This window comes from Arthrobacter sp. TJ-238 (assembly GCF_058269215.1).
Genome location: NZ_JBZCNH010000004.1, coordinates 483,627 through 506,899, shown reverse-complemented (window position 1 = coordinate 506,899; position 23,273 = coordinate 483,627). Strand labels below are relative to the sequence as shown.

Below are 23,273 nucleotides of genomic sequence, written 5' to 3'. Positions count from 1 at the left end.
CAACAACCGAGTCTAACGGTTGGTCACCGGTGCTCGAGAACCGGCGGGTGATGGGTGGCTGTAGCCGAAAAAAGACTCCTGGCGGGCCGGTCGAGCCAGCCCACCAGAAGTCTAGTTCCTAAGTGCCATGGATCACAGCCACCCTCCCCCGGACGCGCCGGGAGAGGGAGGCGCATGACCTACAGCTCGGTGACGGTCCCGCCGGCTGCAGCGATCTTCTCTGCAGCGGATGCCGAGAACGCGTCGGCCGACACGTTCACGGCCACCGTGATCTCGCCGGTCCCCAGCACCTTGACGGGCTGGTTCTTGCGGACGGCACCGTTGGCCACCAGGCTCTCCACCGTGACGTCGCCGCCGGCCGGGTAGAGCTCGGACAGCTTGTCCAGGTTCACGACCTGGAACTCGACGCGGAACGGGTTCTTGAAGCCGCGCAGCTTGGGAAGGCGCATGTGCAGCGGCAGCTGGCCGCCGGCGAATCCTGCCTTCACCTGGTAGCGGGCTGCGGTTCCCTTGGTACCACGGCCTGCGGTCTTACCCTTCGAACCCTCACCACGGCCGACACGGGTCTTCGCCGTCTTGGCACCCGGTGCGGGGCGGAGGTGGTGGACCTTGAGCGCGTGGACGCGCTCGGCCTTGGCCTCGGTTGCGGCCGGAGCCGCGCTGTTGTTCTCTGCCATTAGTTGGCCTCCTCAACCTTCAAGAGGTGCGGAACCGTGTTGATCATGCCGACGGTGACGGCATCCGCTTCACGGACCACGGTGTGGCCGATCCGCTTCAGGCCGAGCGACCGCAGCGTGTCGCGCTGGTTCTGCTTGCCGCCAATGGCGGACTTGATCTGGGTGATCTCCAGCTTCGCGGTGCTGACGCGCACGCGCTTGGGGGTGATCGCGGTCATCACGCACCTGCCTTCTGAGCTGCGATCGCGCGCAGCATCTGGTGGGATGCGACCTCGTCCAGCGGCAGGCCACGGCGGGCCGCGACTGCCTGGGGCTCTTCGAGGCGCTTCAGCGCGTCAACGGTCGCGTGAACGATGTTGATGGCGTTCGCGGAGCCGAGCGACTTGGAGAGGACGTCGTGGATGCCGACGCACTCCAGGACCGCACGCACCGGACCGCCGGCGATGACGCCGGTACCCGGGGAGGCGGGACGCAGGAGGACGACGCCGGCTGCTGCCTCGCCCTGCACCAGGTGCGGGACGGTGCCACCGATGCGCGGAACGCGGAACATCGTCTTCTTGGCTTCCTCGACGGCCTTCTGGATGGCGGAGGGAACTTCCTTCGCCTTGCCGTAGCCGACGCCGACCATGCCGTTGCCGTCCCCGACCACCACGAGGGCTGTGAAGCTGAAGCGACGACCGCCCTTGACGACCTTGGCGACACGGTTGATGGTGACGACGCGTTCAATGAACTTGTCCTTGTCGTCGTTGCGTCCGCCGTCGCGGCCACCGCGGGAGTTGCCGTCGCGGCCGCCGCGGGCGTTGCCGCCACGCTCGCCGCCGCGGGCGTTGCCGCCGCGGCCACGGTTCGCGTCAGCCGACGCGGTGTCCGTCGTGCCTGCAGCCGGAGCGTCGGCCGCGGGCTGCTCTGTAGCCGTATTCAATGGGGCTTCCTTTGCCTTGTTCTCCTCGGTCACAGTGCCAGCCCACCTTCACGTGCGCCGTCTGCGATTGCTGCAACGCGACCGTGGTACTTGTTGCCGCCGCGGTCGAAGACGACCGCTTCGACGCCGGCAGCCATGGCACGCTCTGCAACGAGTTCGCCAACGCGCTTGGCCTTGGCGGTCTTGTCACCGTCGAATGCACGGAGGTCCGCTTCGAGGGTGGAGGCCGACGCGACGGTCACGCCCTTGGTGTCGTCGACGACCTGCACGAAGACGTGGCGGGCCGAACGGTTGACGACCAGGCGGGGACGGACGGCCGTGCCGGATACGCGCTTGCGCACACGGAGGTGGCGGCGCCCACGCGAGGCGGACTTGCTCTTCGAGCTGCGCTTCTTGTTGATGCTCAGACCCATGGTTACTTACCAGCCTTTCCGACCTTGCGGCGGATGATCTCGCCTGCGTAGCGGATGCCCTTGCCCTTGTAGGGGTCGGGCTTGCGCAGCTTGCGGATGGTTGCAGCGACCTCGCCGACCTGCTGCTTGTTGATGCCTGCGACCGAGAGCTTGGTGGGGCTGTCGACGGTCAGGGTGATGCCCTCGGGTGCCTCGACGGCGACCGGGTGGCTGTACCCCAGGGCGAACTCGAGGTCGCTGCCCTTGGCCTGGACACGGTAACCCGTGCCCACGATCTCGAGGTTCTTCTTGTAGCCCTCGGTGACTCCGACGATCATGTTGGAGATCAGCGTGCGGGTCAGGCCGTGCAGCGACCGGGATTCGCGCTCGTCGTTCGGGCGCGTGACGGTGACCGTGCCCTCGTCCAGGGTGACCTCGATGGGGCTGGGAACCGTGTGGCTCAGCTCGCCCTTCGAGCCCTTGACGGAGACCTCGTTACCGTTGACCTTGACCTCGACACCGGCGGGAACGGCGATGGGGAGACGTCCAATACGTGACATTATTCTTTCCCTTTCCCGTTACCAGACGTAGGCGAGGACTTCCCCACCCACACCCTTCTTGGATGCCTGGCGGTCGGTGAGCAGACCGGAGGACGTGGACAGGATGGCGATGCCGAGGCCGCCGAGCACGTGCGGGAGGTTCGTGGACTTCGCGTACACGCGCAGACCCGGCTTGGAGATGCGGCGGATGCCGGCGATGGAGCGCTGGCGGTCCGGTCCGAACTTCAGGTCGATGGTCAGCTTCTTGCCGACCTCCGCTTCCTCTTCCTTCCAGCCGGCGATGTAGCCCTCGGCCTTCAGGATGTCCGCGACGCGGGCCTTCAACTTGCTGTACGGCATGGACACGGAATCGTGGTGAGCCGAATTGGCGTTGCGCAGACGAGTGAGCATGTCTGCGACAGGATCTGTCATTGTCATGTGGGCTCTTGCCCTTCCTCGAAACGGTTTCCGTTCTCCGGTCGGCGCGGGAGGCGCCGCCTGGAGAGGACCTGAGACGTAGTTAGATTAATCTTCGGATTTGAAGGGGAAGCCGAGCGCCTTGAGGAGCGCGCGGCCCTCTGCGTCGGTCTTGGCGGTGGTGACAACGGTGATGTCCATGCCACGCACCCGGTCGATACGGTCCTGGTCGATCTCGTGGAACATAGACTGCTCCGTGAGGCCGAAGGTGTAGTTGCCGTTGCCGTCGAACTGCTTGCCGTTGAGGCCGCGGAAGTCGCGGATACGGGGCAGGGCGAGGGAGATCAGGCGGTCCGTGAATTCCCACATGCGGTCGCCACGCAGAGTCGCGTGCGCGCCGATCGGCATTCCTTCGCGGAGCTTGAACTGTGCGATGGACTTGCGGGCCTTCGTGACCTGGGGCTTCTGGCCCGTGATCGCGGTGAGGTCCTTGACGGCTCCGTCGATCAGCTTGGAGTCCTTGGCGGCGTCACCGACACCCATGTTCACGACGACCTTCACCAGGCGCGGGACCTGGTTGACGTTCGAGTAGTTGAACTCTTCCTGCAGGGTGGCCTTGATCTCGGACGCGTAGCGCGCCTTGAGACGGGGAAGAACCCGGGTTTCTGCGGTTTCGACAGTCATTACAGATCCTTCCCTGATGACTTGGCCACGCGGATGCGGACAACACGCTCGCGGCCGTCGCGCTCGACGGTCTCGGTGCGGTATCCGACGCGGGTCGGCTTCTTGGTCTCGGGATCGACGACCGCGACGTTGCTGATGTGCACGGGGGCCTCGACCACCTCGATGCCACCGGTCGTGGTGCCGCGCTGCGACTGGCCGACCTTGGTGTGCTTGGTGATCCGGTTGATACCCTCCACGAGCACGCGGTTGGTGTCCGGGAACACCTTCAGTACCTTGCCCTGCTTGCCGCGGTCTCCGCCGCGCTCCTGCCGGGCTCCGGTGATGACCTGGACGAGGTCACCCTTCTTGATCTTGAGCTTTGTCTTCTGTGCCATGGACTACAGCACCTCCGGCGCCAGCGAGATGATCTTCATGAAACGCTTGTCGCGGAGCTCGCGACCGACAGGGCCGAAGATACGGGTACCGCGGGGGTCGCCGTCGTTCTTCAGGATCACTGCTGCGTTCTCGTCAAACTTGATGTAGGAACCGTCCGCACGGCGGCGTTCCTTCTTGGTGCGGACGATGACCGCCTTGACGACGTCACCCTTCTTGACGTTGCCGCCGGGGATCGCGTCCTTCACGGTGGCGACGATGACGTCACCGATGCCTGCGTAGCGGCGCCCGGATCCTCCGAGAACGCGGATGGTCAAGATCTCCTTGGCACCCGTGTTGTCGGCGACCTTTAGCCGCGACTCCTGCTGAATCACTTATTACTCCTGTCGTCGCGCCGGTTCTCTCATCGAGCCTTGCGGAACGGATATGGGTGGGCCCCGTAATACTGGTACTCAGCACGTGCACGCCTGGGCGCGCGGCTGTGCGTGGATCTTCTGCACAGTGGATTCGTGGTGAACAAGATTATCGGGCTTTTGCCTATTTGCCCGGTGTGAAGGAACCCTGAGAAGGAGACCCGGCGAGGGTGACCTCGAGAGGGCATGCGCCAGCCCACCAGACAGACAAGATTCTCATGGTATCGCGAAAATGCCCCGGACACGAAATCGTGTCCGGGGCATCCCGGGTGGGGCCGGGTGAACCGGCCCCGGTACTGCTCGGGTGCTACTTGGCCTTCTCGATGACCTCCACCAGGCGCCACCGCTTGGTGGCGGACAGGGGGCGGGTCTCGCTGATCAGGACCATGTCGCCGATGCCGGCGGTGTTGTTCTCGTCGTGCGCCTTGACCTTGGAGCTGCGGCGAAGCACCTTGCCGTACAGGGCGTGCTTCACGCGGTCCTCGACCTCGACGACGATGGTCTTCTCCATCTTGTCCGACACGACGTAGCCACGGCGTACCTTGCGGTAGCCGCGCGAGTTGGCGTCGTGGACGGCCTTCTCGGTTCCTACGGTCGTCTCACTCTGCTGCTCACTCATTTGGCGTCCTCCTCAGAAGCCTCGGTGTCCACGGACGGTGCGTCCTTGGAGGCCTTCTTGGCTTTCTTGGGCTTCTCCTCCTTCGCGGGCTTCGCTTCCTCGACGGGAGCGACGACCTCGGGGCGGATGCCCAGTTCACGCTCGCGCAGCACCGTGTAGATGCGGGCGATGTCGCGCTTGACCGAACGAAGGCGCCCGTGGCTTTCGAGCTGGCCGGTGGCCGACTGGAAACGGAGGTTGAACAGCTCCTCCTTGGCCTTGCGCAGTTCTTCCACCAGACGGTCCTTATCGAAGCCGTCCAGCTGGTCTGTTGCCAGTTCCTTTGAACCCAGAGCCATAACTATTCACCACCCTCACGACGCACGATGCGTGCCTTCAACGGCAGCTTGTGGATCGCGAGGCGCAGGGCTTCGCGGGCTACCTCTTCGGAAACACCGGACAGTTCGAAGAGAACACGTCCCGGCTTGACGTTGGCCACCCACCACTCGGGCGAACCCTTACCGGAACCCATGCGGGTCTCGGCAGGCTTCTTGGTCAACGGACGGTCCGGATAGATGTTGATCCAGACCTTGCCGCCACGCTTGATGTGACGGGTCATGGCGATACGAGCGGACTCGATCTGGCGGTTGGTGACGTAGGCCGGGCTCAGAGCCTGGATACCCCACTCACCGAAGCTGACCTCGGTACCGCCGGTTGCAGCGCCCGAGCGACCCGGGTGGTGCTGCTTACGGAATTTGACGCGACGTGGGATAAGCATTTAAGCCTGTCCTCCTTCAGCCGCAGCCGGAGCTGCGGCGGTCTCGGCGGGTGCCGAGGCACCCTGGCCCTCGGAGCGCTCAGGCGCACGACGACGACGGTCGCCTCCACGGTCGCCACCACGGTCGGCGCCGGCAGGGCCACGGCCCGGACGGTCTCCACCGCGGCCGCGGGAGGGAGCTGCTGCAGCCTGGGCTGCGAGTTCCTTCGCCGTGACGTCACCCTTGTAGATCCAGACCTTCACGCCGATGCGGCCGAAGGTGGTCTTCGCTTCGAAGAAGCCGTAGTCGATGTTGGCGCGGAGCGTGTGCAGGGGAACGCGTCCCTCGCGGTAGAACTCCGAACGGCTCATTTCTGCGCCGCCCAGTCGACCGGAGCACTGGACACGGATGCCCTTGGCGCCGGCACGCTGTGCGGACTGCATGGCCTTCTTCATCGCGCGGCGGAACGCCACGCGTGAGGAGAGCTGCTCGGCGATGCCCTGGGCCACGAGCTGAGCTTCGATCTCGGGGTTCTTGACCTCGAGGATGTTCAGCTGGACCTGCTTGCCGGTGAGCTTCTCGAGCTCGCCGCGGATGCGGTCAGCTTCTGCTCCGCGGCGGCCGATGACGATGCCGGGACGTGCCGTGTGGATGTCCACGCGGACGCGGTCACGGGTGCGCTCGATCTCGACCTTGGCGATGCCGGCGCGGTCCATGCCGGTCGACATCAGCTGGCGGATCTTGATGTCTTCGCGGACGAAGTCACGGTAGCGCTGGCCCGGCTTGTTGCTGTCGGCGAACCAGTGTGACCGGTGGTCAGTGGTGATGCCGAGTCGGAACCCGTGCGGGTTTACTTTCTGTCCCACTTAGCGGACCTCCACTTTCTGAGGGGTAGCGACGACAACCGTGATGTGGCTGGTCCGCTTGTTGATGCGGAACGCGCGGCCCTGGGCACGCGGACGGAACCGCTTCATCGTGGGGCCTTCATCGACGAATGCTTCGCTGATGATGAGGTTGTCCTCGTCGAATGCGACGCCGTCACGGTCCGCGAGGACGCGGGCGTTGGCCATCGCTGACTGGACCACCTTGAATACCGGCTCTGAAGCAACCTGTGGGGCAAACTTCAGAATAGCCAGAGCCTCATTCGCCTGCTTACCACGAACAAGGTTGACGACGCGCCGGGCCTTCATAGGCGTTACGCGGATATGACGCGCAATAGCCTTGGCTTCCATTGCTTTCCTTCTCTCGTCTTAGCCGTAAGAGCAGCGCCTAGCGGCGCTTGCCCTTGCGGTCGTCCTTAACATGGCCGCGGAAAGTCCGCGTGGGAGCGAATTCGCCGAGCTTGTGCCCGACCATCGACTCGGTGACAAACACCGGGATGTGCTTGCGTCCGTCGTGCACCGCGATCGTGTGCCCGAGCATGTCGGGGACGATCATGGAGCGGCGGGACCACGTCTTGATGACGTTCTTCGTGCCCGATTCGTTCTCGCGAGCGACCTTTACGTAAAGGTGCTGATCGACGAAGGGGCCTTTCTTCAGGCTGCGTGGCATGTCTCCAGGCTCCTATCGCTTGTTCTTGCCGGAACGACGGCGACGCACGATGAGTGAGTCGCTCTCTTTGTTGGGGCGACGCGTACGGCCTTCGGCCTTACCGTTCGGGTTGACCGGGTGGCGTCCACCGGAGGTCTTGCCCTCGCCACCACCGTGCGGGTGGTCGACCGGGTTCATCGCGACACCGCGGACGGTCGGGCGGATGCCCTTCCAGCGGTTACGGCCGGCCTTGCCCCAGTTGATGTTCGACTGCTCGGCGTTGCCGACCTCGCCGATCGTCGCGCGGCAGCGGACGTCGACGTTGCGGATCTCGCCGGAGGGCAGTCGCAGCTGGGCGAAGCGGCCTTCCTTGGCGACGAGCTGCACCGACGCACCGGCGGAGCGTGCCATCTTCGCGCCGCCGCCCGGGCGGAGCTCGACGGCGTGGATGACGGTACCCACGGGGATGTTGCGCAGCGGCAGGTTGTTGCCGGGCTTGATGTCGGCCCCGGCCCCGGCCTCGACGAAGTCGCCCTGCTTGAGCTTGTTCGGCGCGATGATGTAGCGCTTGGTGCCGTCGACGTAGTGCAGGAGGGCGATGCGCGCGGTGCGGTTCGGATCGTACTCGATCTCCGCGACGCGGGCGTCGACGCCGTCCTTGTCGTGACGGCGGAAGTCGATCAGGCGGTACTGACGCTTGTGTCCACCGCCCTTGTGGCGGGTCGTGATCTTACCGGTGTTGTTACGTCCACCCTTCTTGGGAAGGGGACGGACCAACGACTTTTCCGGCGTCGACCGTGTGATTTCAGCGAAGTCGGCAACGCTCGAGCCGCGACGGCCCGGGGTTGTCGGCTTGTATTTACGGATTCCCATAACTCAATTCCTCGTTAAAGTGGTCTCCGCTCTAGGAGAGCGGACCGCCGAAGATGTCGATCGAGCCCTCTTTGAGGGACACGATGGCACGCTTGGTGCCCTTGCGCTGGCCCCAGCCGAACTTGGTGCGCTTGCGCTTGCCAACCCGGTTGATGGTGTTGATGGAGTCGACCTTCACGGAGAAGATCTTCTCGACCGCCAGTTTGATTTCTTCCTTGTTCGAGCGGGGGTCGACCAGGAAGGTGTACTTGCCTTCGTCGATCAGGCCGTAGCTCTTCTCCGAGACGACGGGTGCAATGACGACGTCGCGCGGATCCTTTGCGATGGTGCCGCTCACTTGGCATCCTCCTCGGAGATGACATCAGCCGAGCCGACGAACTGGTCGTAGGCGGCCTTGGTGAAGATCACGTCGTCGGAGACCAGCACGTCGTACGTGTTGAGCTGGTCTACGTAGAGGACGTGCACAGCGGGGACGTTGCGCACGGACAGTGCGGCGACGTCGTTGGCACGCTCGATCACGACGAGCAGGCGGGGCCGCTCGGAGATCGCGCGCAGGGTCTCGATGGCACCCTTGGTGGACGGCTTGCCGCCGGTCACCAGGGACTCGAGGACGTGGATACGGCCGTTGCGTGCCCGATCCGAGAGGGCTCCGCGCAGGGCGGCGGCCTTCATCTTCTTGGGGGTGCGCTGGCTGTAGTCGCGGGGCGTGGGCCCGTGGACGACGCCGCCGCCGGTCATGTGGGGGGCGCGGATCGAACCCTGGCGGGCACGACCGGTTCCCTTCTGCTTGAACGGCTTGCGACCTGCACCACTGACCTCGGCGCGGGTCTTCGTCTTGTGCGTACCCTGGCGGGCGGCAGCGAGCTGGGCGACGACGACCTGGTGCAGCAGCGGCACGTTGGTCTGTGCGTCGAAGATCTCCGCGGGGAGATCGACCTGGACAGTGTTGGCAGCCATGTGGCTATGCTCCCTTCACGGCGGTGCGTACGAGGACGACCTGGCCGCGGGCGCCGGGGACGGCACCCTTGATCAGCAGCAGCGACTTCTCGGCGTCGACAGCGTGAACCCGCAGGTTCAGCGTGGTCTGACGAACGGCACCCATGCGGCCTGCCATTTTCATTCCACGGAAGACGCGGCTGGGGGTGGATGCTCCACCGATGGAACCGGGCTTGCGGTGGTTCTTGTGGGCACCGTGCGAGGCACCGACGCCGTGGAAACCGTGGCGCTTCATGACGCCGGCAAAGCCCTTGCCCTTGGTGGTGCCGATGACGTCGACCGTCTGGCCGGCCTCGAACATCTCGACGGAGAGTTCCTGACCGAGCGAGTAGGAGTCGGCGTCGGACGTGCGCAGCTCGACCACGTGACGGCGGGGTGTGACGCCTGCCTTCTCGAAGTGGCCGGCGAGCGGCTTGGTGACCTTGCGGGGGTCGATCTGGCCGAAGCCGATCTGCACGGCCGTGTAGCCGTCCTTGTCCGCGCTCAGCAGCTGCGTGATGACGTTCGAGTCCGCCTGGATGACGGTGACGGGGATGAGGATGTTGTTCTCGTCCCAGACCTGGGTCATGCCGAGCTTGGTGCCCAGCAGGCCCTTGACCTGACGCGTAAGTGAAGTAGACATGAGTATCCGCTCTCCCTTACAGCTTGATTTCGATGTTCACGTCCGCGGGCAGATCGAGACGCATGAGCGAATCGACGGCCTTGGGCGTGGGATCAATGATGTCGATCAGACGCTTGTGAGTACGCATTTCGAAGTGCTCACGGCTGTCCTTGTACTTGTGCGGGGACCGGATGACAACGAATACGTTCTTCTCCGTGGGCAGGGGCACGGGGCCCACTACCGTTGCGCCTGCGCGCGTCACCGTCTCAACGATCTTCCGGGCTGAAACATCGATGACCTCGTGGTCATATGACTTCAGCCGGATGCGGATTTTCTGTCCCGCCATGGCGTCTCGACTCTCTCTCTCACTGCCTGAGCAGTTCCGGTACATTCGTACATTTCGTGCGCCCGTTGTACGGCGCTTCCTGAACAGGCTGAATCCGGAGGAATCCGGGTTCCTCACCCTGCCAGGGCTCCGACCCCCGCGCTCGGGCGTGTCGCGCTGTATAGAAATAGAACACAGTGTGGACACACACGCTCCGCGTATTCCGGCCGAGCCGGACGGGGTGGATCTATGTTTGGGCTCCGCGTTTCGGTGGACCTGATCCCTGCATCGGGCATTATCCCGACCGGGATGAAGTCTCGGACCGCGCGCGCGAGCACTTGAACAACTTATCCAGTCTCGCAGATCACCGGCGCGATTGCGAACCGGGCCGGCCTCACGCGGCGTGATCCCCATGACGCGGGCCGGTCCGGAGCTGCGTGTCAGGACGGCGGAGCGAGCCGGCTCCCGGGCGTCGGGCCCGGCTCGGCCATCGGGTCGCCGACGCCTGCGACCTGGCTCGGTGTCGGATCAGGCGGTGCCGCCGGGATGCCGACCCCGGTGTCGAGACTGGGGGGCGGGCCCTGCGACTGGCGATTGAGTTTCCAGACGGCGAACCCCAGCAGCAGCAGTGCGGCCACCGTCAGCAGCAGGAAGGTGAAGCCCCGCAGGAACCAGAGCAGTGCGAGGGCGATACCGACGGCGCCCCACAGGCTGAACCGGCGTCTCGACAGGGCGACACCGGCGACCAGGAGCACCACGTGGCCGCACAGGGCCCACACCTGTTCGCCGGTTGTGCCACCGGCTACGGTCATCAGACCGGTGGCCGAGAGGATGGCGGCCGAGGCCGTGAGCCAGCGGGTGCCCCTGTCCCGGGTACCGCGGATGAAGGACCAGGCCGAGAGCAGGGCGAGGGCCACCACCCACCATTGGGCCGCCCAGAACGCGTCGATCCCGTCGAGGAGGAGCCAGGCCACACGCTGCGCACACAGGACCACGACGAGGAAGGCCGCCTCGCAGCACAGGGCACGGACCCGTGCGGGCACCTCCCCCAGCGCGAGGACCGCCACGGCCGTGAGGGCCACCGAACCAGCGACCGCCGAGGAGTCCGCCGGCATGGCGAGCAGCGCCGCGATCGCGGTCCAGCCGAGTGCTGCTGCACCGAGGATGCGGTACCGGAGGCCGCCCTCGTCATCGCCCGGCAGGAACACTCGGGCGAGATGGAGGATGGCGGCGGCCAGGACGGCGCCGCCCAGCAGGCGCAGCGCATCGGTATCCAGCACCGGACCCGTGACTTGGTCCAGCTGATCGACGAAGGCCGTCCCGGCGACGATGACGGCCACGGCTCCCCCTGCGTCCAGCACGGCCGGGTCTTCCCGCTGCGCGAGGGCGAAGCAGGCACCGGCGACGACCGCGGCGACCACGACGCGGTCCCAGCCGGCGCCGTCCTGGAAGGCGAACAGGATCCCCTCGAGGACGAACACCCCTGCACCGACCCGACCCGGCCGGCGGAAGCGGGCTGCAGCGCAGCGGAGGCGCACCACGACGAACGCGACCGCACAGGCGGCCGCGATGAGCGCGGCGACCGGCTCCGACAGCGGCGCGACGGGCAAAAGCCCCGCCCGGTCGGTGGGTAGCACCCCGGTGAGCAGGGCGATGAGCGCGACGACGGCGTAGAGCGCCGGGTAGGCCGCGGCGTCCATGCGTTGGACCAGGAACAGGACGGTGGCCACGGCGCCGAGCAGCGCCAGGTGCAGGACGATCACATCCAGCTGCACCTGCGGGTTCGCGGACACCAGGTAGGCCAGGGGCAGGACCGCCAGCACACCGACGCTCAGCCAGGCCGATGAACCCTGCAGCCCCGCCTGGCGCAACCTGGAGCGCAGGACCACCCGCACCACTTCCTGCAGGGCGACGCTGGCGGCGATCGCCGCGAAGACTCCGTGCACCGTCAGCTCCAGGTCCGCGGAGACGGTGGCCGTGAGGGTGGTGAAGCACAGCTGGGCGGCGAGGAGGTAGGCCCCGCGGTGCGTGCGGCCGGTCGCTCGCCGTGCCAGGAGTGCGCCGTAGGCGATGCCGACGACGAGCAGCACCTCGTAGGAGTGGATGCCGAAGCCCGCCGCGGCGCCCGCCATCGCGGCCACCAGGAGCGAGGCGGGGCCGATGGCCTCGACCAGCGCACCCGGCGCAGCCGGAAGGCCAGGATCCGATTCCCTCGCCGGACTGCTTGCCGGCGGCGGCGTCGCACCCGCGAGGGGCAGGACCAGCGAGGTGATGCAGCCCGCGAGGACACAGCTCCAGATGCCGAGCGCGGCGATGGCGAAGGCCCCGGCGCCGGCCGCGAGTGCGACCACCGACACGAGGGACGCCCCGCCGGCGACGCACACCACCCAGCTGCCGTAACCGCCCCCCGGGTGTCGCCGGGACCTGAGGACCTCGACGAGCTGGTTGACCGCGAGGGCGACCACGAGGGCGAGTCCGGCGATCTCCCCCACGCGCCCGGCCGGCACTGCCGGGGTCTGGACGTGGACCAGCACGGCGACCGGTGCGAGAGCAGTGACCGCAACGCGTGCCGCCAGCATGAAGCGTTCCCGGTGCAGACGGGTGGAGCGGAGGGCCCGCACGAGGAGGTGGACCGCGGTGAGGGCCAGGACCGTCTCCGTGCGCCAGGGATCGTCCCAGTCCGTGACGGCGCTGAGCACCACGCCCGGAAGGACGAGCACCTCGAACCCGCCCGCACAGCGCACGGCGATCGTCATGCCCGTGACCAGCACGAGCAGCATGGGCAGCAGGGCGTCGGGCGAGCCGCTCGAGCCCGCTCCGGCCAGGACGACGGATGAGAGGACGACCGCGGTTGCCACGAGGGTCATCACGGAGAACGTCACGACGACGTCCAGGGCGTAGCGGGACGCATCTGCCGGCCGGTCGGAGTCCTGTGCGGACTCCGAGGGCGGCCGCGCGTTGTCGAGGAAGCTCCGGATGCGGTCCCGAGCGGCGAGCAGGCCCGCCACCTGGAGCGCGAGACACCCGGCGAGGATGAGGGCTCCCCACGGCGTCGAGCATCCTGCTGCCCACGCGACGAGGACGGCGGCGATGCTCCCCACGAGCCTCAGCGCGTAGAAGTGCTGGATCCTGGACAGTTCGAAGAACGCCAGCAGGGCCGCATAGTAGGCGGTCGCCACCACCCACAGCTGGGCGCGATCGGCCGTGGTCAGGAGCCCGCCGAGCAGCAGCGACGCCGCGAGGGCGGTCGGTGCCAGCAGCCGATGCGTGTCCACCACCGCACGGGAGATCACCGCGGGCAACCACCGCGGAGCAAGGCGCAGCAGCACCGCCAGGATCGCGGCCACGCCGATGGAGCACGTGAAGTACCAGACGAGCGCGCCACCGAGGAGCGACACCGAGGACAGCGCGATGGAGAGGAAGAACGGCAGTGCCAGGAAGGCGACGACCCGGCTCTGCAGCCGGACCGCAGCCGCGACGTAGGCGACCGTGCCGACGAGCGCCGTCGCGAACCAGGCCGACGCCCCCTGGCCCGTGAGCACGCCGAAGAGCAGCCCGGCGACCGGCAGCAACGCGAGACCGGTTCCCGTGAAGGCCACAGCGGCAGGCCGGAGTCGCGGCAACCGCGTGTACAGGACGAGGCCGCCGACGTAGAACAGGGCGACGACGACACCGATCGTCACCGCCTTGGCCGCCCCGGGGACGCCCGCTCCGATGAACAGGCCGCCAGCAGCCACCAGCAGCAGGCTGGCCGAATACAGTGCGATGTTGATGTTCCGCAGCTCCCGGGCGGCCCGCTGTGCTGCGCGTTCCTCGGCGCTGGGCGCCGGAGGAGCCTGGACACCGGGCGAGGGAGGAGGCCGGCGGGTATCGCCCGGGGGATCCGTCGACCGTCCACCCGCGACGAGCGACGCGGCGGCACCCTCCGGTCCTACCGGCGGCCCCGACGCCGGCACCGGTGCGCCCGGATCCTGCGAGCCTGGGTGCTGCTCCCCCGCTCCTGCGGGGGCGCCCGGCCCGCCCGCCCACGAGCCGGCCGCCGCAGCGCCACTGCGGTAGCCCTGGTCGTACGCGACTGCGAGGGCCTGCGCGCCCGGCTCGCCGTGCCGTGCACGGCGCCGCGTGATGGCGCTCCCCGTGACGTATCCGGCACCGAAGATGCCCAGCACGACCGCCAGGAGTACCGCCAGAACCAGACCCAATGCCGCTCCCCCATGTGACCGGTCGGCTGCCCGCCCTTCAGGTCAGTATAGGCAGGACGCGCTGCGCCTGATCGGACCCGCGGTGCCGTGTGGACAACCGGTCCGTCACCGGGCGGGACCCGTTAACGAAAGAACCCCCGCCGCGGACGGCAGGGGTTCCTTCGTGCTTCAGCAGTGCTGAGCGATCCGGAAGACTACTTCAGGATCTTGGTGACACGTCCCGAACCAACGGTGCGGCCGCCTTCGCGGATTGCGAAGCCGAGGCCCTCTTCCATGGCGATCGGCTGGATGAGCTCGACGCTCATCTCGGTGTTGTCGCCGGGCATGACCATCTCGGTGCCCTCGGGGAGGGTGATGACGCCGGTCACGTCCGTGGTACGGAAGTAGAACTGCGGGCGGTAGTTCGAGTAGAACGGGTTGTGACGCCCGCCCTCGTCCTTGGCCAGGATGTAGACGTTGGCCTCGAAATCGGTGTGCGGGGTGATGGAACCCGGCTTCACGATGACCTGGCCGCGCTCTACGTCCTCGCGCTTGATGCCGCGGAGGAGCAGACCACAGTTCTCGCCGGCCCAGGCCTCGTCGAGCTGCTTGTGGAACATCTCGATGCCGGTGACCGTGGTCTTCTGGACCGGACGGATGCCGACGATCTCGACCTCGGAGTTGATGGCGAGGGTTCCACGCTCGGCGCGGCCGGTGACGACGGTTCCACGACCGGTGATCGTGAAGACGTCCTCGACGGGCATGAGGAACGGCTTGTCCTTGTCGCGGATCGGGTCAGGAACGTTGTTGTCAACGGCTTCCATCAGTTCCTCGACGGACTTGACCCACTCGGGGTCGCCCTCGAGGGCCTTGAGGCCGGAGACGCGGACGACAGGAGCGTCGTCACCGTCGAAGCCCTGCGAGCTGAGCAGTTCGCGGACCTCCATCTCGACGAGGTCCAGGAGCTCCTCGTCGTCGACCATGTCGGACTTGTTCAGCGCGACCAGCAGGTAGGGGACGCCGACCTGGCGGGCGAGCAGCACGTGCTCGCGGGTCTGGGCCATGGGACCGTCGGTGGCGGCAACAACGAGGATGGCACCATCCATCTGGGCCGCACCGGTGATCATGTTCTTGATGTAGTCAGCGTGACCGGGAGCGTCTACGTGTGCGTAGTGGCGCTTCTCGGTCTGGTACTCAACGTGCGAGATGTTGATCGTGATGCCGCGCTGCTTCTCCTCGGGAGCCGAGTCGATCGACGCGAAGTCACGCTGCTCGTTGAGGGTGGGGTACTTGTCGTACAGCACCTTGGAAATGGCAGCCGTCAACGTGGTCTTACCATGGTCGACGTGACCGATGGTGCCGATGTTAACGTGCGGCTTAGTCCGCTCGAACTTTGCCTTCGCCACGGGTTCCTCCTAGAACGTTTGAGAAGATCTGCTTCCCAGCCGCGCTTTTCGCAGCTGAAACTCATGCAAGTCTACTGGGGGCTTTTGGTTTTGATGAAATTGCGGGTTCGCTGCCGGACCGGCGGTCCGGCGGCGGGAGGACGGGCCGGCCTGCCCTTGAACAGGCCGGCCCGTCTGCGGGATGACTACTCGCCGCGCGTCTTCTGGATGATCTCGTCGGCCACTGCCTTCGGGACCTCGGAGTAGCTGTCGAACTTCATCGAGTAGACCGCGCGACCCTGGGTCTTCGATCGCAGATCACCGATGTAGCCGAACATCCCGGACAGGGGGACATGAGCGGTGATGACCTTCACGCCGCTCGCATCCTCCATGGACTGCATCTGGCCACGGCGCGAGTTCAGGTCGCCGATCACTTCGCCCATGTACTCCTCGGGGGTACGCACCTCGACCTCCATCAGGGGCTCGAGCAGGACGGGCTTGGCCATCCGCGCGGCTTCCTTGAACGCCATGCGCCCGGCGATCTTGAACGCCATCTCCGAGGAGTCGACGTCGTGGTACGCACCGTCGAGCAGCGTCGCCTTGATGCCGACGACCGGGTATCCGGCGAGGACGCCGTCATTGAGCGCGTCCTGGATGCCCGCGTCGACACTCGGGATGTACTCGCGGGGCACGCGTCCACCCGTCACCTTGTTGTCGAACGCGTACATGACGCCTTCTTCGACCTCCATCGGCTCGATCGCGATCTGGATCTTCGCGAACTGGCCGGAACCACCGGTCTGCTTCTTGTGCGTGTAGTCGTGCTTGGCGACCTTGCTGCGGATGGTTTCGCGGTAGGCGACCTGGGGCTTGCCCACGTTGGCCTCGACGCGGAACTCACGGCGCATGCGGTCCACCAGGATGTCCAGGTGGAGCTCGCCCATGCCGGCGATGATCGTCTGCCCGGTGTCCTCGTTGAGGGACACCTGGAAGGTGGGATCCTCGGCCGAGAGCTTCTGGATGGCCGTGGACAGCTTCTCCTGGTCACCCTTCGTCTTCGGCTCGATCGCCACCGAGATCACAGGAGCGGGGAAGCTCATGGACTCGAGAACGATCTGGTTGGATGCATCGGAGAGGGTGTCCCCGGTCGTGGTGTCCTTCAGGCCGATCGCCGCGTAGATGTGGCCCGCTGAGGCCTCCTCCACGGGGATCTCCTTGTTGGCGTGCATCTGGAACAGCTTCCCGATGCGCTCCTTCTTGCTCTTCGTCGAGTTCACCAGCTGCGTTCCGGCGGTGACGTGCCCGGAGTACACGCGGATGAAGGTCAGCTGACCGAAGAACGGGTGCGTGGCGACCTTGAACGCGAGTGCCGAGAACGGCTCCTCCGTGCTGGGCTTGCGCGTCAGCTCGGTCTCCTCGTTCCGGGGATCGTGACCGATCATCGGGGGCACGTCGAGGGGCGACGGCAGGTAGTCGATGACTGCGTCGAGCATCGGCTGTACACCGCGGTTCTTGAACGCGGAGCCACAGAGGATCGGGTAGAGCTCCGAGTTGATCGTCATCTTGCGGATGCCGGCCTTCAGCTCCTCGATGGAGATCTCCTCGCCCTCGAGGTACTTGTCCATGAGCTCGTCCGAGGACTCGGCGACGGTCTCGACGAGCGTCGCGCGGTACTCCTCGGCCTTCTCCTTGAGATCGGCGGGGATCTCCTGGACCTCGTACTTGGCACCCATGGTCACGTCACCCTTGGAGTCACCGGGCCATACGAGAGCGCGCATGTGGAGCAGGTCCACGACACCGATGAAGTCGTTCTCGGCGCCGATCGGGAGCTGCAGCACGAGGGGCTTGGCGCCCAGGCGGCTGATGATGGTGTCGACGGTGAAGTAGAAGTCCGCGCCCAGCTTGTCCATCTTGTTGACGAAGCAGATGCGGGGGACCTCGTACTTGTCGGCCTGGCGCCAGACGGTCTCCGACTGGGGCTCGACGCCCTCCTTGCCGTCGAACACTGCGACGGCGCCGTCTAGCACGCGGAGCGAACGCTCCACCTCGACGGTGAAGTCGACGTGCCCGGGGGTGTCGATGATGTTGATCTGGTTGTTCTCCCAGAAGCAGGTCACGGCGGCAGACGTGATGGTGATGCCGCGCTCCTTCTCCTGTTCCATCCAGTCGGTGGTGGAGGCGCCGTCGTGCGTCTCGCCGATCTTGTGGTTGACACCCGTGTAGAACAGGATGCGCTCGGTAGTAGTGGTCTTGCCGGCATCGATGTGGGCCATGATGCCGATGTTGCGGACCTTGTTGAGGTCGGTAAGCACGTCCTGTGCCACGGTGTCTCCCTTTTGACGAGAATGGAGTTCTGCTGGCCTAACGGTCGGGCCGTCCCTTGTGGGTGACGGCCCGACCGGCAGTTCTGACTACCAGCGGTAGTGTGCGAAGGCCTTGTTCGACTCGGCCATTTTGTGCGTGTCCTCGCGGCGCTTGACGGCGGCACCGAGGCCGTTCGATGCGTCGAGGATCTCGTTCTGCAGGCGCTCGGTCATCGTCTTCTCGCGGCGGGCCTTGGAGTAGCCGACCAGCCAGCGCAGGGCCAGGGCGGTCGACCGACCGGGCTTGACCTCGACGGGCACCTGGTACGTCGCTCCACCGACGCGGCGTGAGCGGACCTCGAGGGTCGGCTTCACGTTGTCCATGGCCTTCTTGAGCGCTGCCACGGGGTCGCCGCCGGACTTGGCGCGGGCACCTTCGAGGGCGCCGTACACGATGCGCTCTGCGGTGGACTTCTTGCCGTCGACGAGCACCTTGTTGATCAGCTGCGTGACCAGGGGGGAGCCGTAGACGGGGTCTACAACGAGCGGCCGCTTCGGGGCCGGGCCCTTACGTGGCATATTACTTCTTCTCCATCTTTGCGCCGTAGCGGCTGCGAGCCTGCTTGCGGTTCTTGACGCCCTGGGTATCCAGCGCGCCACGGATGATCTTGTAGCGGACACCGGGAAGGTCCTTCACACGACCGCCGCGCACGAGCACGATGGAGTGTTCCTGGAGGTTGTGTCCGACACCGGGGATGTACGCGGTGACTTCGATGCCACCGTTGAGGCGCACGCGGGCGACCTTGCGGAGAGCCGAGTTCGGCTTCTTCGGGGTGGTGGTGTAGACGCGGGTGCAAACGCCGCGCTTCATGGGGCTGCCCTTGAGTGCGGGCGCCTTGGTCTTGGAGACCTTAGGTGACCGGCCCTTGCGGACCAGCTGGTTAATCGTAGGCACTTTCGTGTTCTCCGTAATGTCCGAGAATGAGATTCCTGTCGCCCTACTCCGCGGTCACGGCGGCTTCGCAGGGCCGTACCGTCCGGAGATCGGGATGATCAGTCGTTTGGCGCATCACCAACTGACAAGCTGCCGCAGAACGACTGTAGGCGTGCGAAAATGTGGCATTCGCTGTACAACTTACGTACAACACGGAGATACGTTTCGCAACGCCGATCCACTGCCACACAAACAATTGGTCCCAAGTCTACCAGAGATCGAGTGCCGTCCCGTGCGGCCGGCACTCCCCCGTGTGGTAGGGCGCTCCCGTACCGACGGGAGAGGCCCCGGACCGCAGGGTCCGGGGCCTTTCCTGATGAGGCGTGCGATCAGCGGAAGTCGCTGTTGCCCATGTCGTAGTCGTCCAGCGGGATGGCGTGGAACTCGGGGCTCAGGCCACCCTCCACACCGGCGTAGTCGAAGTCGCTGAACGCGCTCGGACCGGTGAAGAGGTTCGCCTTCGCTTCCTCGGTGGGCTCGACCGTGACCTTCGTGTAGCGGTCCAGGCCGGTACCGGCCGGGATGAGCTTACCGATGATCACGTTCTCCTTGAGGCCGAGCAGCGGATCGCTCTTGCCTTCCATGGCGGCCTGCGTGAGGACACGCGTGGTCTCCTGGAAGGAAGCGGCCGACAGCCACGACTCGGTGGCGAGCGACGCCTTGGTGATACCCATGAGCTCGGGACGGCCCGAGGCCGGCTTCTTGCCCTCGGACACCACGCGGCGGTTCTCGTCCTCGAAGCGGCGACGCTCGGCGAGCTCACCGGGTAGCAGGTCCGACTCGCCGGACTCGATCACGGTGACGCGACGCAGCATCTGGCGGACGATGACCTCCACGTGCTTGTCGTGGATGCCCACACCCTGGCTGCGGTACACGCGCTGCACCTCGTCGACTAGGAATTCCTGGGCCTTGCGGGGGCCGAGGATACGCAGGATCTGCTTCGGGTCGACAGCACCGAAGACGAGCTGCTGCCCGACCTCGACGTGCTCGCCGTCGGCGACCAGGAGGCGTGCACGGCGCAGGACCGGGTACGCGATCTCCTCGGAGCCGTCGTCGGGGGTGACCACCAGGCGAAGCTGCTTCTCGGCATCCTCGATGGTGACGCGCCCTGCGACCTCGGAGATCGGGGCGACACCCTTGGGGGTACGCGCCTCGAACAGCTCCTGGATACGGGGCAGACCCTGGGTGATGTCCTCCGCGGAGGCCACACCACCGGTGTGGAAGGTACGCATGGTCAGCTGCGTGCCGGGCTCACCGATCGACTGCGCGGCGATGATGCCGACGGCCTCTCCGATGTCCACGGTCTTGCCGGTCGCGAGGGACCGGCCGTAGCAGAGCGCACACGTTCCGACGCTGGACTCGCAGGTGAGCACGGAGCGCACCTTGATGTCCGAGATACCGGCCTCGAACAGTTCACCGATGAGCACGTCTCCGACGTCCGAGCCCGCAGCGGCGAGCACTGCACCCTTGGAGTCGACGACGTCGGTGGCCAGCGTACGGGCGTAGGCCGAGTTCTCGACCTCCTCGTGCAGCACCAGCTCGCCGTCGGCGTTCGGCACGGCGATCGTGACCTTCAGGCCACGCTCCGTCCCGCAGTCGTCCTCACGGACGATGACGTCCTGCGAGACGTCGACCAGGCGACGGGTCAGGTAACCCGAGTTGGCCGTACGCAGCGCGGTGTCGGCGAGGCCCTTACGGGCTCCGTGCGTCGCGATGAAGTACTCGAGGACCGACAGGCCCTCGCGGTACGAGGACTTGATCGGGCGAGGGATGATCTCGCCCTTCGGGTTGGCCACGAGACCACGGATACCGGCGATCTGGCGGACCTGCAGCCAGTTACCACGTGCACCGGAGGACACCATGCGGTTGATGGTGTTGTCCTTCGGCATCGCGGCGCGCATGGACGCGGCAACCTCGTTGGTCGCCTTGTTCCAGATATCGATGAGCTCCTGGCGGCGCTCCTCGTCGGCGATGAGGCCCTTGTCGAACTGCGACTGCACCTTGGCGGCCTGCGTCTCGTAGCCCTCCATGATGCCGGCCTTGTTGATCGGCGCGGAGATGTCCGAGATCGCGACGGTGACGCCCGAGCGGGTGGCCCAGTAGAAACCGGCGTCCTTCAGGTTGTCCAGCGTCGCCGCCGTGACCACCTTCGGGTAACGCTCCGCAAGATCGTTGACGATCGTGGAGAGCTGGCCCTTGTCGGCGACCTTCTCCACCCAGGGGTAGTCCAGGGGAAGCGTCTCGTTGAACAGGACCTGTCCGAGGGAGGTCTCGATGAGCGCGGGCGTACCCGGCTCCCAGCCCTCGGGAGCGGCGATGTCGGCGCTCGGCACGAAGTTGTCCACGCGGATCCGGACCACCGAGTTGAGGTGGAGCGAGCCCATGTCGAAGGCCATGATGGCCTCGGCCATGCTGGTGAACACGCGACCCTCGCCGGCACTTCCCTCACGCTTGGTGGTGAGGTGGTGCAGGCCGATGATCATGTCCTGCGAGGGCAGGGTGACCGGACGGCCGTCGGACGGCTTCAGGATGTTGTTCGAGGAGAGCATCAGGATGCGCGCCTCGGCCTGGGCCTCGGGGCTCAGCGGCAGGTGCACCGCCATCTGGTCGCCGTCGAAGTCCGCGTTGAAGGCGCCACAGACCAGCGGGTGGAGCTGGAGGGCCTTGCCCTCGACGAGCTGGGGCTCGAACGCCTGGATGCCGAGACGGTGCAGGGTGGGTGCACGGTTCAGCAGCACGGGGTGCTCGGTGATGATCTCCTCGAGCACGTCCCACACCTGGGGGCGGTAACGCTCGACCATGCGCTTGGCGCTCTTGATGTTCTGCGCGTGGTTGAGGTCCACCAGGCGCTTCATCACGAACGGCTTGAAGAGCTCCAGCGCCATCTGCTTGGGCAGGCCGCACTGGTGCAGCTTCAGCTGCGGGCCGACGACGATGACCGAACGGCCCGAGTAGTCGACGCGCTTGCCGAGGAGGTTCTGGCGGAAACGGCCCTGCTTGCCCTTCAGCATGTCCGAGAGGGACTTCAGGGGACGGTTGCCCGGTCCGGTGACAGGGCGGCCGCGGCGGCCGTTGTCGAACAGGGAGTCGACCGCTTCCTGCAGCATGCGCTTCTCGTTGTTGACGATGATCTCGGGGGCACCGAGATCGAGCAGGCGCTTGAGGCGGTTGTTGCGGTTGATGACACGGCGGTACAGGTCGTTGAGGTCGGACGTCGCGAAACGGCCGCCGTCGAGCTGGACCATGGGGCGCAGTTCCGGCGGGATCACCGGCACGGCGTCGAGGACCATGCCCAGGGGGCTGTTGGTCGTCGTCAGGAACGCGTTGACCACCTTGAGGCGCTTCAGGGCGCGCGTCTTCCGCTGGCCCTTGCCGTTCTGGATGATGTCGCGCAGCAGCTCGGCCTCGGCGGGCATGTCGAAGTTCTCGAGGCGCTTCTTGATCGCCTCGGCTCCCATGGAGCCCTCGAAGTACAGTCCGTAGCGGTCGCGGAGTTCGCGGTACAGGCCTTCGTCACCCTCGAGGTCGGCGACCTTGAGGCTCTTGAAGCGGTCCCACACCTGGACGAGGCGCTCGATGTCGGCGTCGGCACGCTTGCGGACGTTCGCCATCTGGCGGTCGGCCGAGTCGCGGGCCTTCTTCTTGTCGGCAGCCTTCGCGCCCTCGCCCTCGAGGCGGGCGAGCTCGTCCTCGAGGTCCTTGGCGATCGCGGCGATGTCCGCGTCGCGCTGGTCCGTCATCTGCTTCTTCTCGAGGTCGTGCTCGGCCTGGAGGTTCGGCAGTTCGGCGTGGCGGTTCTCCTCGTCGACCGAGGTGATCATGTAGGCGGCGAAGTAGATGACCTTCTCGAGGTCCTTGGGGGCAAGGTCGAGGAGGTAGCCGAGGCGGGAGGGCACGCCCTTGAAGTACCAGATGTGCGTGACCGGAGCGGCGAGCTCGATGTGGCCCATGCGCTCACGGCGCACCTTGGCGCGCGTCACCTCGACGCCGCAGCGCTCACAGATGATGCCCTTGAAGCGCACACGCTTGTACTTGCCGCAGTAGCACTCCCAGTCCCGGGAGGGGCCGAAGATCTTCTCGCAGAAGAGGCCGTCCTTCTCGGGCTTGAGCGTGCGGTAGTTGATGGTTTCCGGCTTCTTGACCTCGCCGTAAGACCAGCCGCGGATTTCGTCCGCGGTGGCAAGGCCGATTCGCATGAGGCCGAAGGAGGATTCGCTGGACATAGGGTCCCTGTTCTCTCTTTGTTCTCTAAATTCTTGAAGTCTTACTGGGTGCGGTGGGCAGCCAGGCCCACATCGGGCCGGTGTTCGAGGAAG

Annotated in this window: 26 protein-coding genes; all 26 read right to left on the bottom strand. The window is 66.1% G+C overall.

What is annotated here, in order from left to right:
• Nucleotides 1-179: 179 nt before the first annotated feature.
• Complete coding sequence (rplO, locus tag AC4D2O_RS11340; RefSeq protein WP_334210691.1) at nt 180-677, bottom strand: 50S ribosomal protein L15; 498 nt, start codon at nt 675-677, stop codon at nt 180-182.
• Nucleotides 677-895: a 50S ribosomal protein L30 gene (rpmD, locus tag AC4D2O_RS11335; RefSeq protein WP_104050948.1), complete on the bottom strand. Its 219-nt coding sequence runs from the start codon at nt 893-895 to the stop codon at nt 677-679. The genes rplO and rpmD overlap by 1 nt, the downstream gene beginning before the upstream one ends.
• Nucleotides 895-1,599: a 30S ribosomal protein S5 gene (rpsE, locus tag AC4D2O_RS11330; protein WP_334210692.1), complete on the bottom strand. Its 705-nt coding sequence runs from the start codon at nt 1,597-1,599 to the stop codon at nt 895-897. Before rpsE ends, rpmD begins: the two co-directional genes overlap by 1 nt.
• Nucleotides 1,600-1,628: 29 nt before the next feature.
• Complete coding sequence (gene rplR / locus AC4D2O_RS11325; RefSeq protein ID WP_334210693.1) at nt 1,629-2,012, bottom strand: 50S ribosomal protein L18; 384 nt, start codon at nt 2,010-2,012, stop codon at nt 1,629-1,631.
• Nucleotides 2,013-2,014: 2 nt separating this feature from the next.
• Complete coding sequence (gene rplF, locus AC4D2O_RS11320; protein WP_490907411.1) at nt 2,015-2,551, bottom strand: 50S ribosomal protein L6; 537 nt, start codon at nt 2,549-2,551, stop codon at nt 2,015-2,017.
• Nucleotides 2,552-2,569: 18 nt separating this feature from the next.
• On the bottom strand, nt 2,570-2,968 hold the full coding sequence (gene rpsH, locus AC4D2O_RS11315) for a 30S ribosomal protein S8 (protein ID WP_490907409.1): 399 nt from the start codon (nt 2,966-2,968) through the stop codon (nt 2,570-2,572).
• Between the two features lie 87 nt (nt 2,969-3,055).
• Nucleotides 3,056-3,631, bottom strand: a complete 576-nt coding sequence (gene rplE, locus AC4D2O_RS11310) for a 50S ribosomal protein L5 (RefSeq protein ID WP_490907405.1) — start codon at nt 3,629-3,631, stop codon at nt 3,056-3,058.
• Nucleotides 3,631-4,005, bottom strand: a complete 375-nt coding sequence (gene rplX, locus AC4D2O_RS11305) for a 50S ribosomal protein L24 (RefSeq protein WP_490907402.1) — start codon at nt 4,003-4,005, stop codon at nt 3,631-3,633. Before rplX ends, rplE begins: the two co-directional genes overlap by 1 nt.
• A 3-nt stretch (nt 4,006-4,008) precedes the next feature.
• Nucleotides 4,009-4,377, bottom strand: coding sequence for a 50S ribosomal protein L14 (rplN, locus tag AC4D2O_RS11300; protein WP_049829173.1), 369 nt, complete (start codon nt 4,375-4,377; stop codon nt 4,009-4,011).
• A 346-nt stretch (nt 4,378-4,723) separates the two neighbouring features.
• Nucleotides 4,724-5,035: a 30S ribosomal protein S17 gene (gene rpsQ / locus AC4D2O_RS11295; protein ID WP_334210696.1), complete on the bottom strand. Its 312-nt coding sequence runs from the start codon at nt 5,033-5,035 to the stop codon at nt 4,724-4,726.
• A complete protein-coding gene (gene rpmC, locus AC4D2O_RS11290) occupies nt 5,032-5,373 on the bottom strand; it encodes a 50S ribosomal protein L29 (protein ID WP_104050955.1) in 342 nt (113 codons plus the stop codon). Before rpmC ends, rpsQ begins: the two co-directional genes overlap by 4 nt.
• A 2-nt stretch (nt 5,374-5,375) precedes the next feature.
• The gene (rplP, locus tag AC4D2O_RS11285) at nt 5,376-5,792 is read right to left on the bottom strand and encodes a 50S ribosomal protein L16 (RefSeq protein ID WP_049829176.1); all 417 of its coding nucleotides are present in this window, start codon (nt 5,790-5,792) and stop codon (nt 5,376-5,378) included.
• Complete coding sequence (gene rpsC, locus AC4D2O_RS11280) at nt 5,793-6,638, bottom strand: 30S ribosomal protein S3 (RefSeq protein WP_104179309.1); 846 nt, start codon at nt 6,636-6,638, stop codon at nt 5,793-5,795.
• A complete protein-coding gene (gene rplV, locus AC4D2O_RS11275) occupies nt 6,639-7,004 on the bottom strand; it encodes a 50S ribosomal protein L22 (RefSeq protein WP_105032923.1) in 366 nt (121 codons plus the stop codon).
• 37 nt (nt 7,005-7,041) lie between these two features.
• Nucleotides 7,042-7,323: a 30S ribosomal protein S19 gene (rpsS, locus tag AC4D2O_RS11270; protein ID WP_026549122.1), complete on the bottom strand. Its 282-nt coding sequence runs from the start codon at nt 7,321-7,323 to the stop codon at nt 7,042-7,044.
• A gap of 12 nt (nt 7,324-7,335) precedes the next feature.
• Nucleotides 7,336-8,175 (bottom strand): 50S ribosomal protein L2, encoded by an 840-nt coding sequence (rplB, locus tag AC4D2O_RS11265; RefSeq protein ID WP_104050959.1) that lies wholly within the window; start codon nt 8,173-8,175, stop codon nt 7,336-7,338.
• Nucleotides 8,176-8,206: 31 nt separating this feature from the next.
• Nucleotides 8,207-8,512: a 50S ribosomal protein L23 gene (gene rplW / locus AC4D2O_RS11260; protein WP_026531955.1), complete on the bottom strand. Its 306-nt coding sequence runs from the start codon at nt 8,510-8,512 to the stop codon at nt 8,207-8,209.
• Nucleotides 8,509-9,132, bottom strand: coding sequence for a 50S ribosomal protein L4 (rplD, locus tag AC4D2O_RS11255; RefSeq protein WP_104050960.1), 624 nt, complete (start codon nt 9,130-9,132; stop codon nt 8,509-8,511). The genes rplW and rplD overlap by 4 nt, the downstream gene beginning before the upstream one ends.
• A gap of 4 nt (nt 9,133-9,136) precedes the next feature.
• Nucleotides 9,137-9,793 (bottom strand): 50S ribosomal protein L3, encoded by a 657-nt coding sequence (gene rplC / locus AC4D2O_RS11250; RefSeq protein ID WP_104050961.1) that lies wholly within the window; start codon nt 9,791-9,793, stop codon nt 9,137-9,139.
• A 16-nt stretch (nt 9,794-9,809) separates the two neighbouring features.
• Complete coding sequence (gene rpsJ / locus AC4D2O_RS11245) at nt 9,810-10,118, bottom strand: 30S ribosomal protein S10 (protein WP_026531952.1); 309 nt, start codon at nt 10,116-10,118, stop codon at nt 9,810-9,812.
• Between the two features lie 419 nt (nt 10,119-10,537).
• Nucleotides 10,538-14,299 (bottom strand): hypothetical protein, encoded by a 3,762-nt coding sequence (locus tag AC4D2O_RS11240; RefSeq protein ID WP_490907380.1) that lies wholly within the window; start codon nt 14,297-14,299, stop codon nt 10,538-10,540.
• A gap of 194 nt (nt 14,300-14,493) precedes the next feature.
• The gene (gene tuf, locus AC4D2O_RS11235) at nt 14,494-15,684 is read right to left on the bottom strand and encodes an elongation factor Tu (protein WP_490907375.1); all 1,191 of its coding nucleotides are present in this window, start codon (nt 15,682-15,684) and stop codon (nt 14,494-14,496) included.
• A gap of 185 nt (nt 15,685-15,869) precedes the next feature.
• The gene (gene fusA, locus AC4D2O_RS11230; protein ID WP_490907373.1) at nt 15,870-17,984 is read right to left on the bottom strand and encodes an elongation factor G; all 2,115 of its coding nucleotides are present in this window, start codon (nt 17,982-17,984) and stop codon (nt 15,870-15,872) included.
• 87 nt (nt 17,985-18,071) lie between these two features.
• Nucleotides 18,072-18,542 (bottom strand): 30S ribosomal protein S7, encoded by a 471-nt coding sequence (gene rpsG / locus AC4D2O_RS11225; protein WP_043440595.1) that lies wholly within the window; start codon nt 18,540-18,542, stop codon nt 18,072-18,074.
• Between the two features lies 1 nt (nt 18,543).
• Nucleotides 18,544-18,918, bottom strand: coding sequence for a 30S ribosomal protein S12 (rpsL, locus tag AC4D2O_RS11220; protein ID WP_087076907.1), 375 nt, complete (start codon nt 18,916-18,918; stop codon nt 18,544-18,546).
• A 368-nt stretch (nt 18,919-19,286) separates the two neighbouring features.
• Nucleotides 19,287-23,180, bottom strand: a complete 3,894-nt coding sequence (locus tag AC4D2O_RS11215) for a DNA-directed RNA polymerase subunit beta' (protein WP_490907371.1) — start codon at nt 23,178-23,180, stop codon at nt 19,287-19,289.
• Between the last annotated feature and the right edge of the window lie 93 nt (nt 23,181-23,273).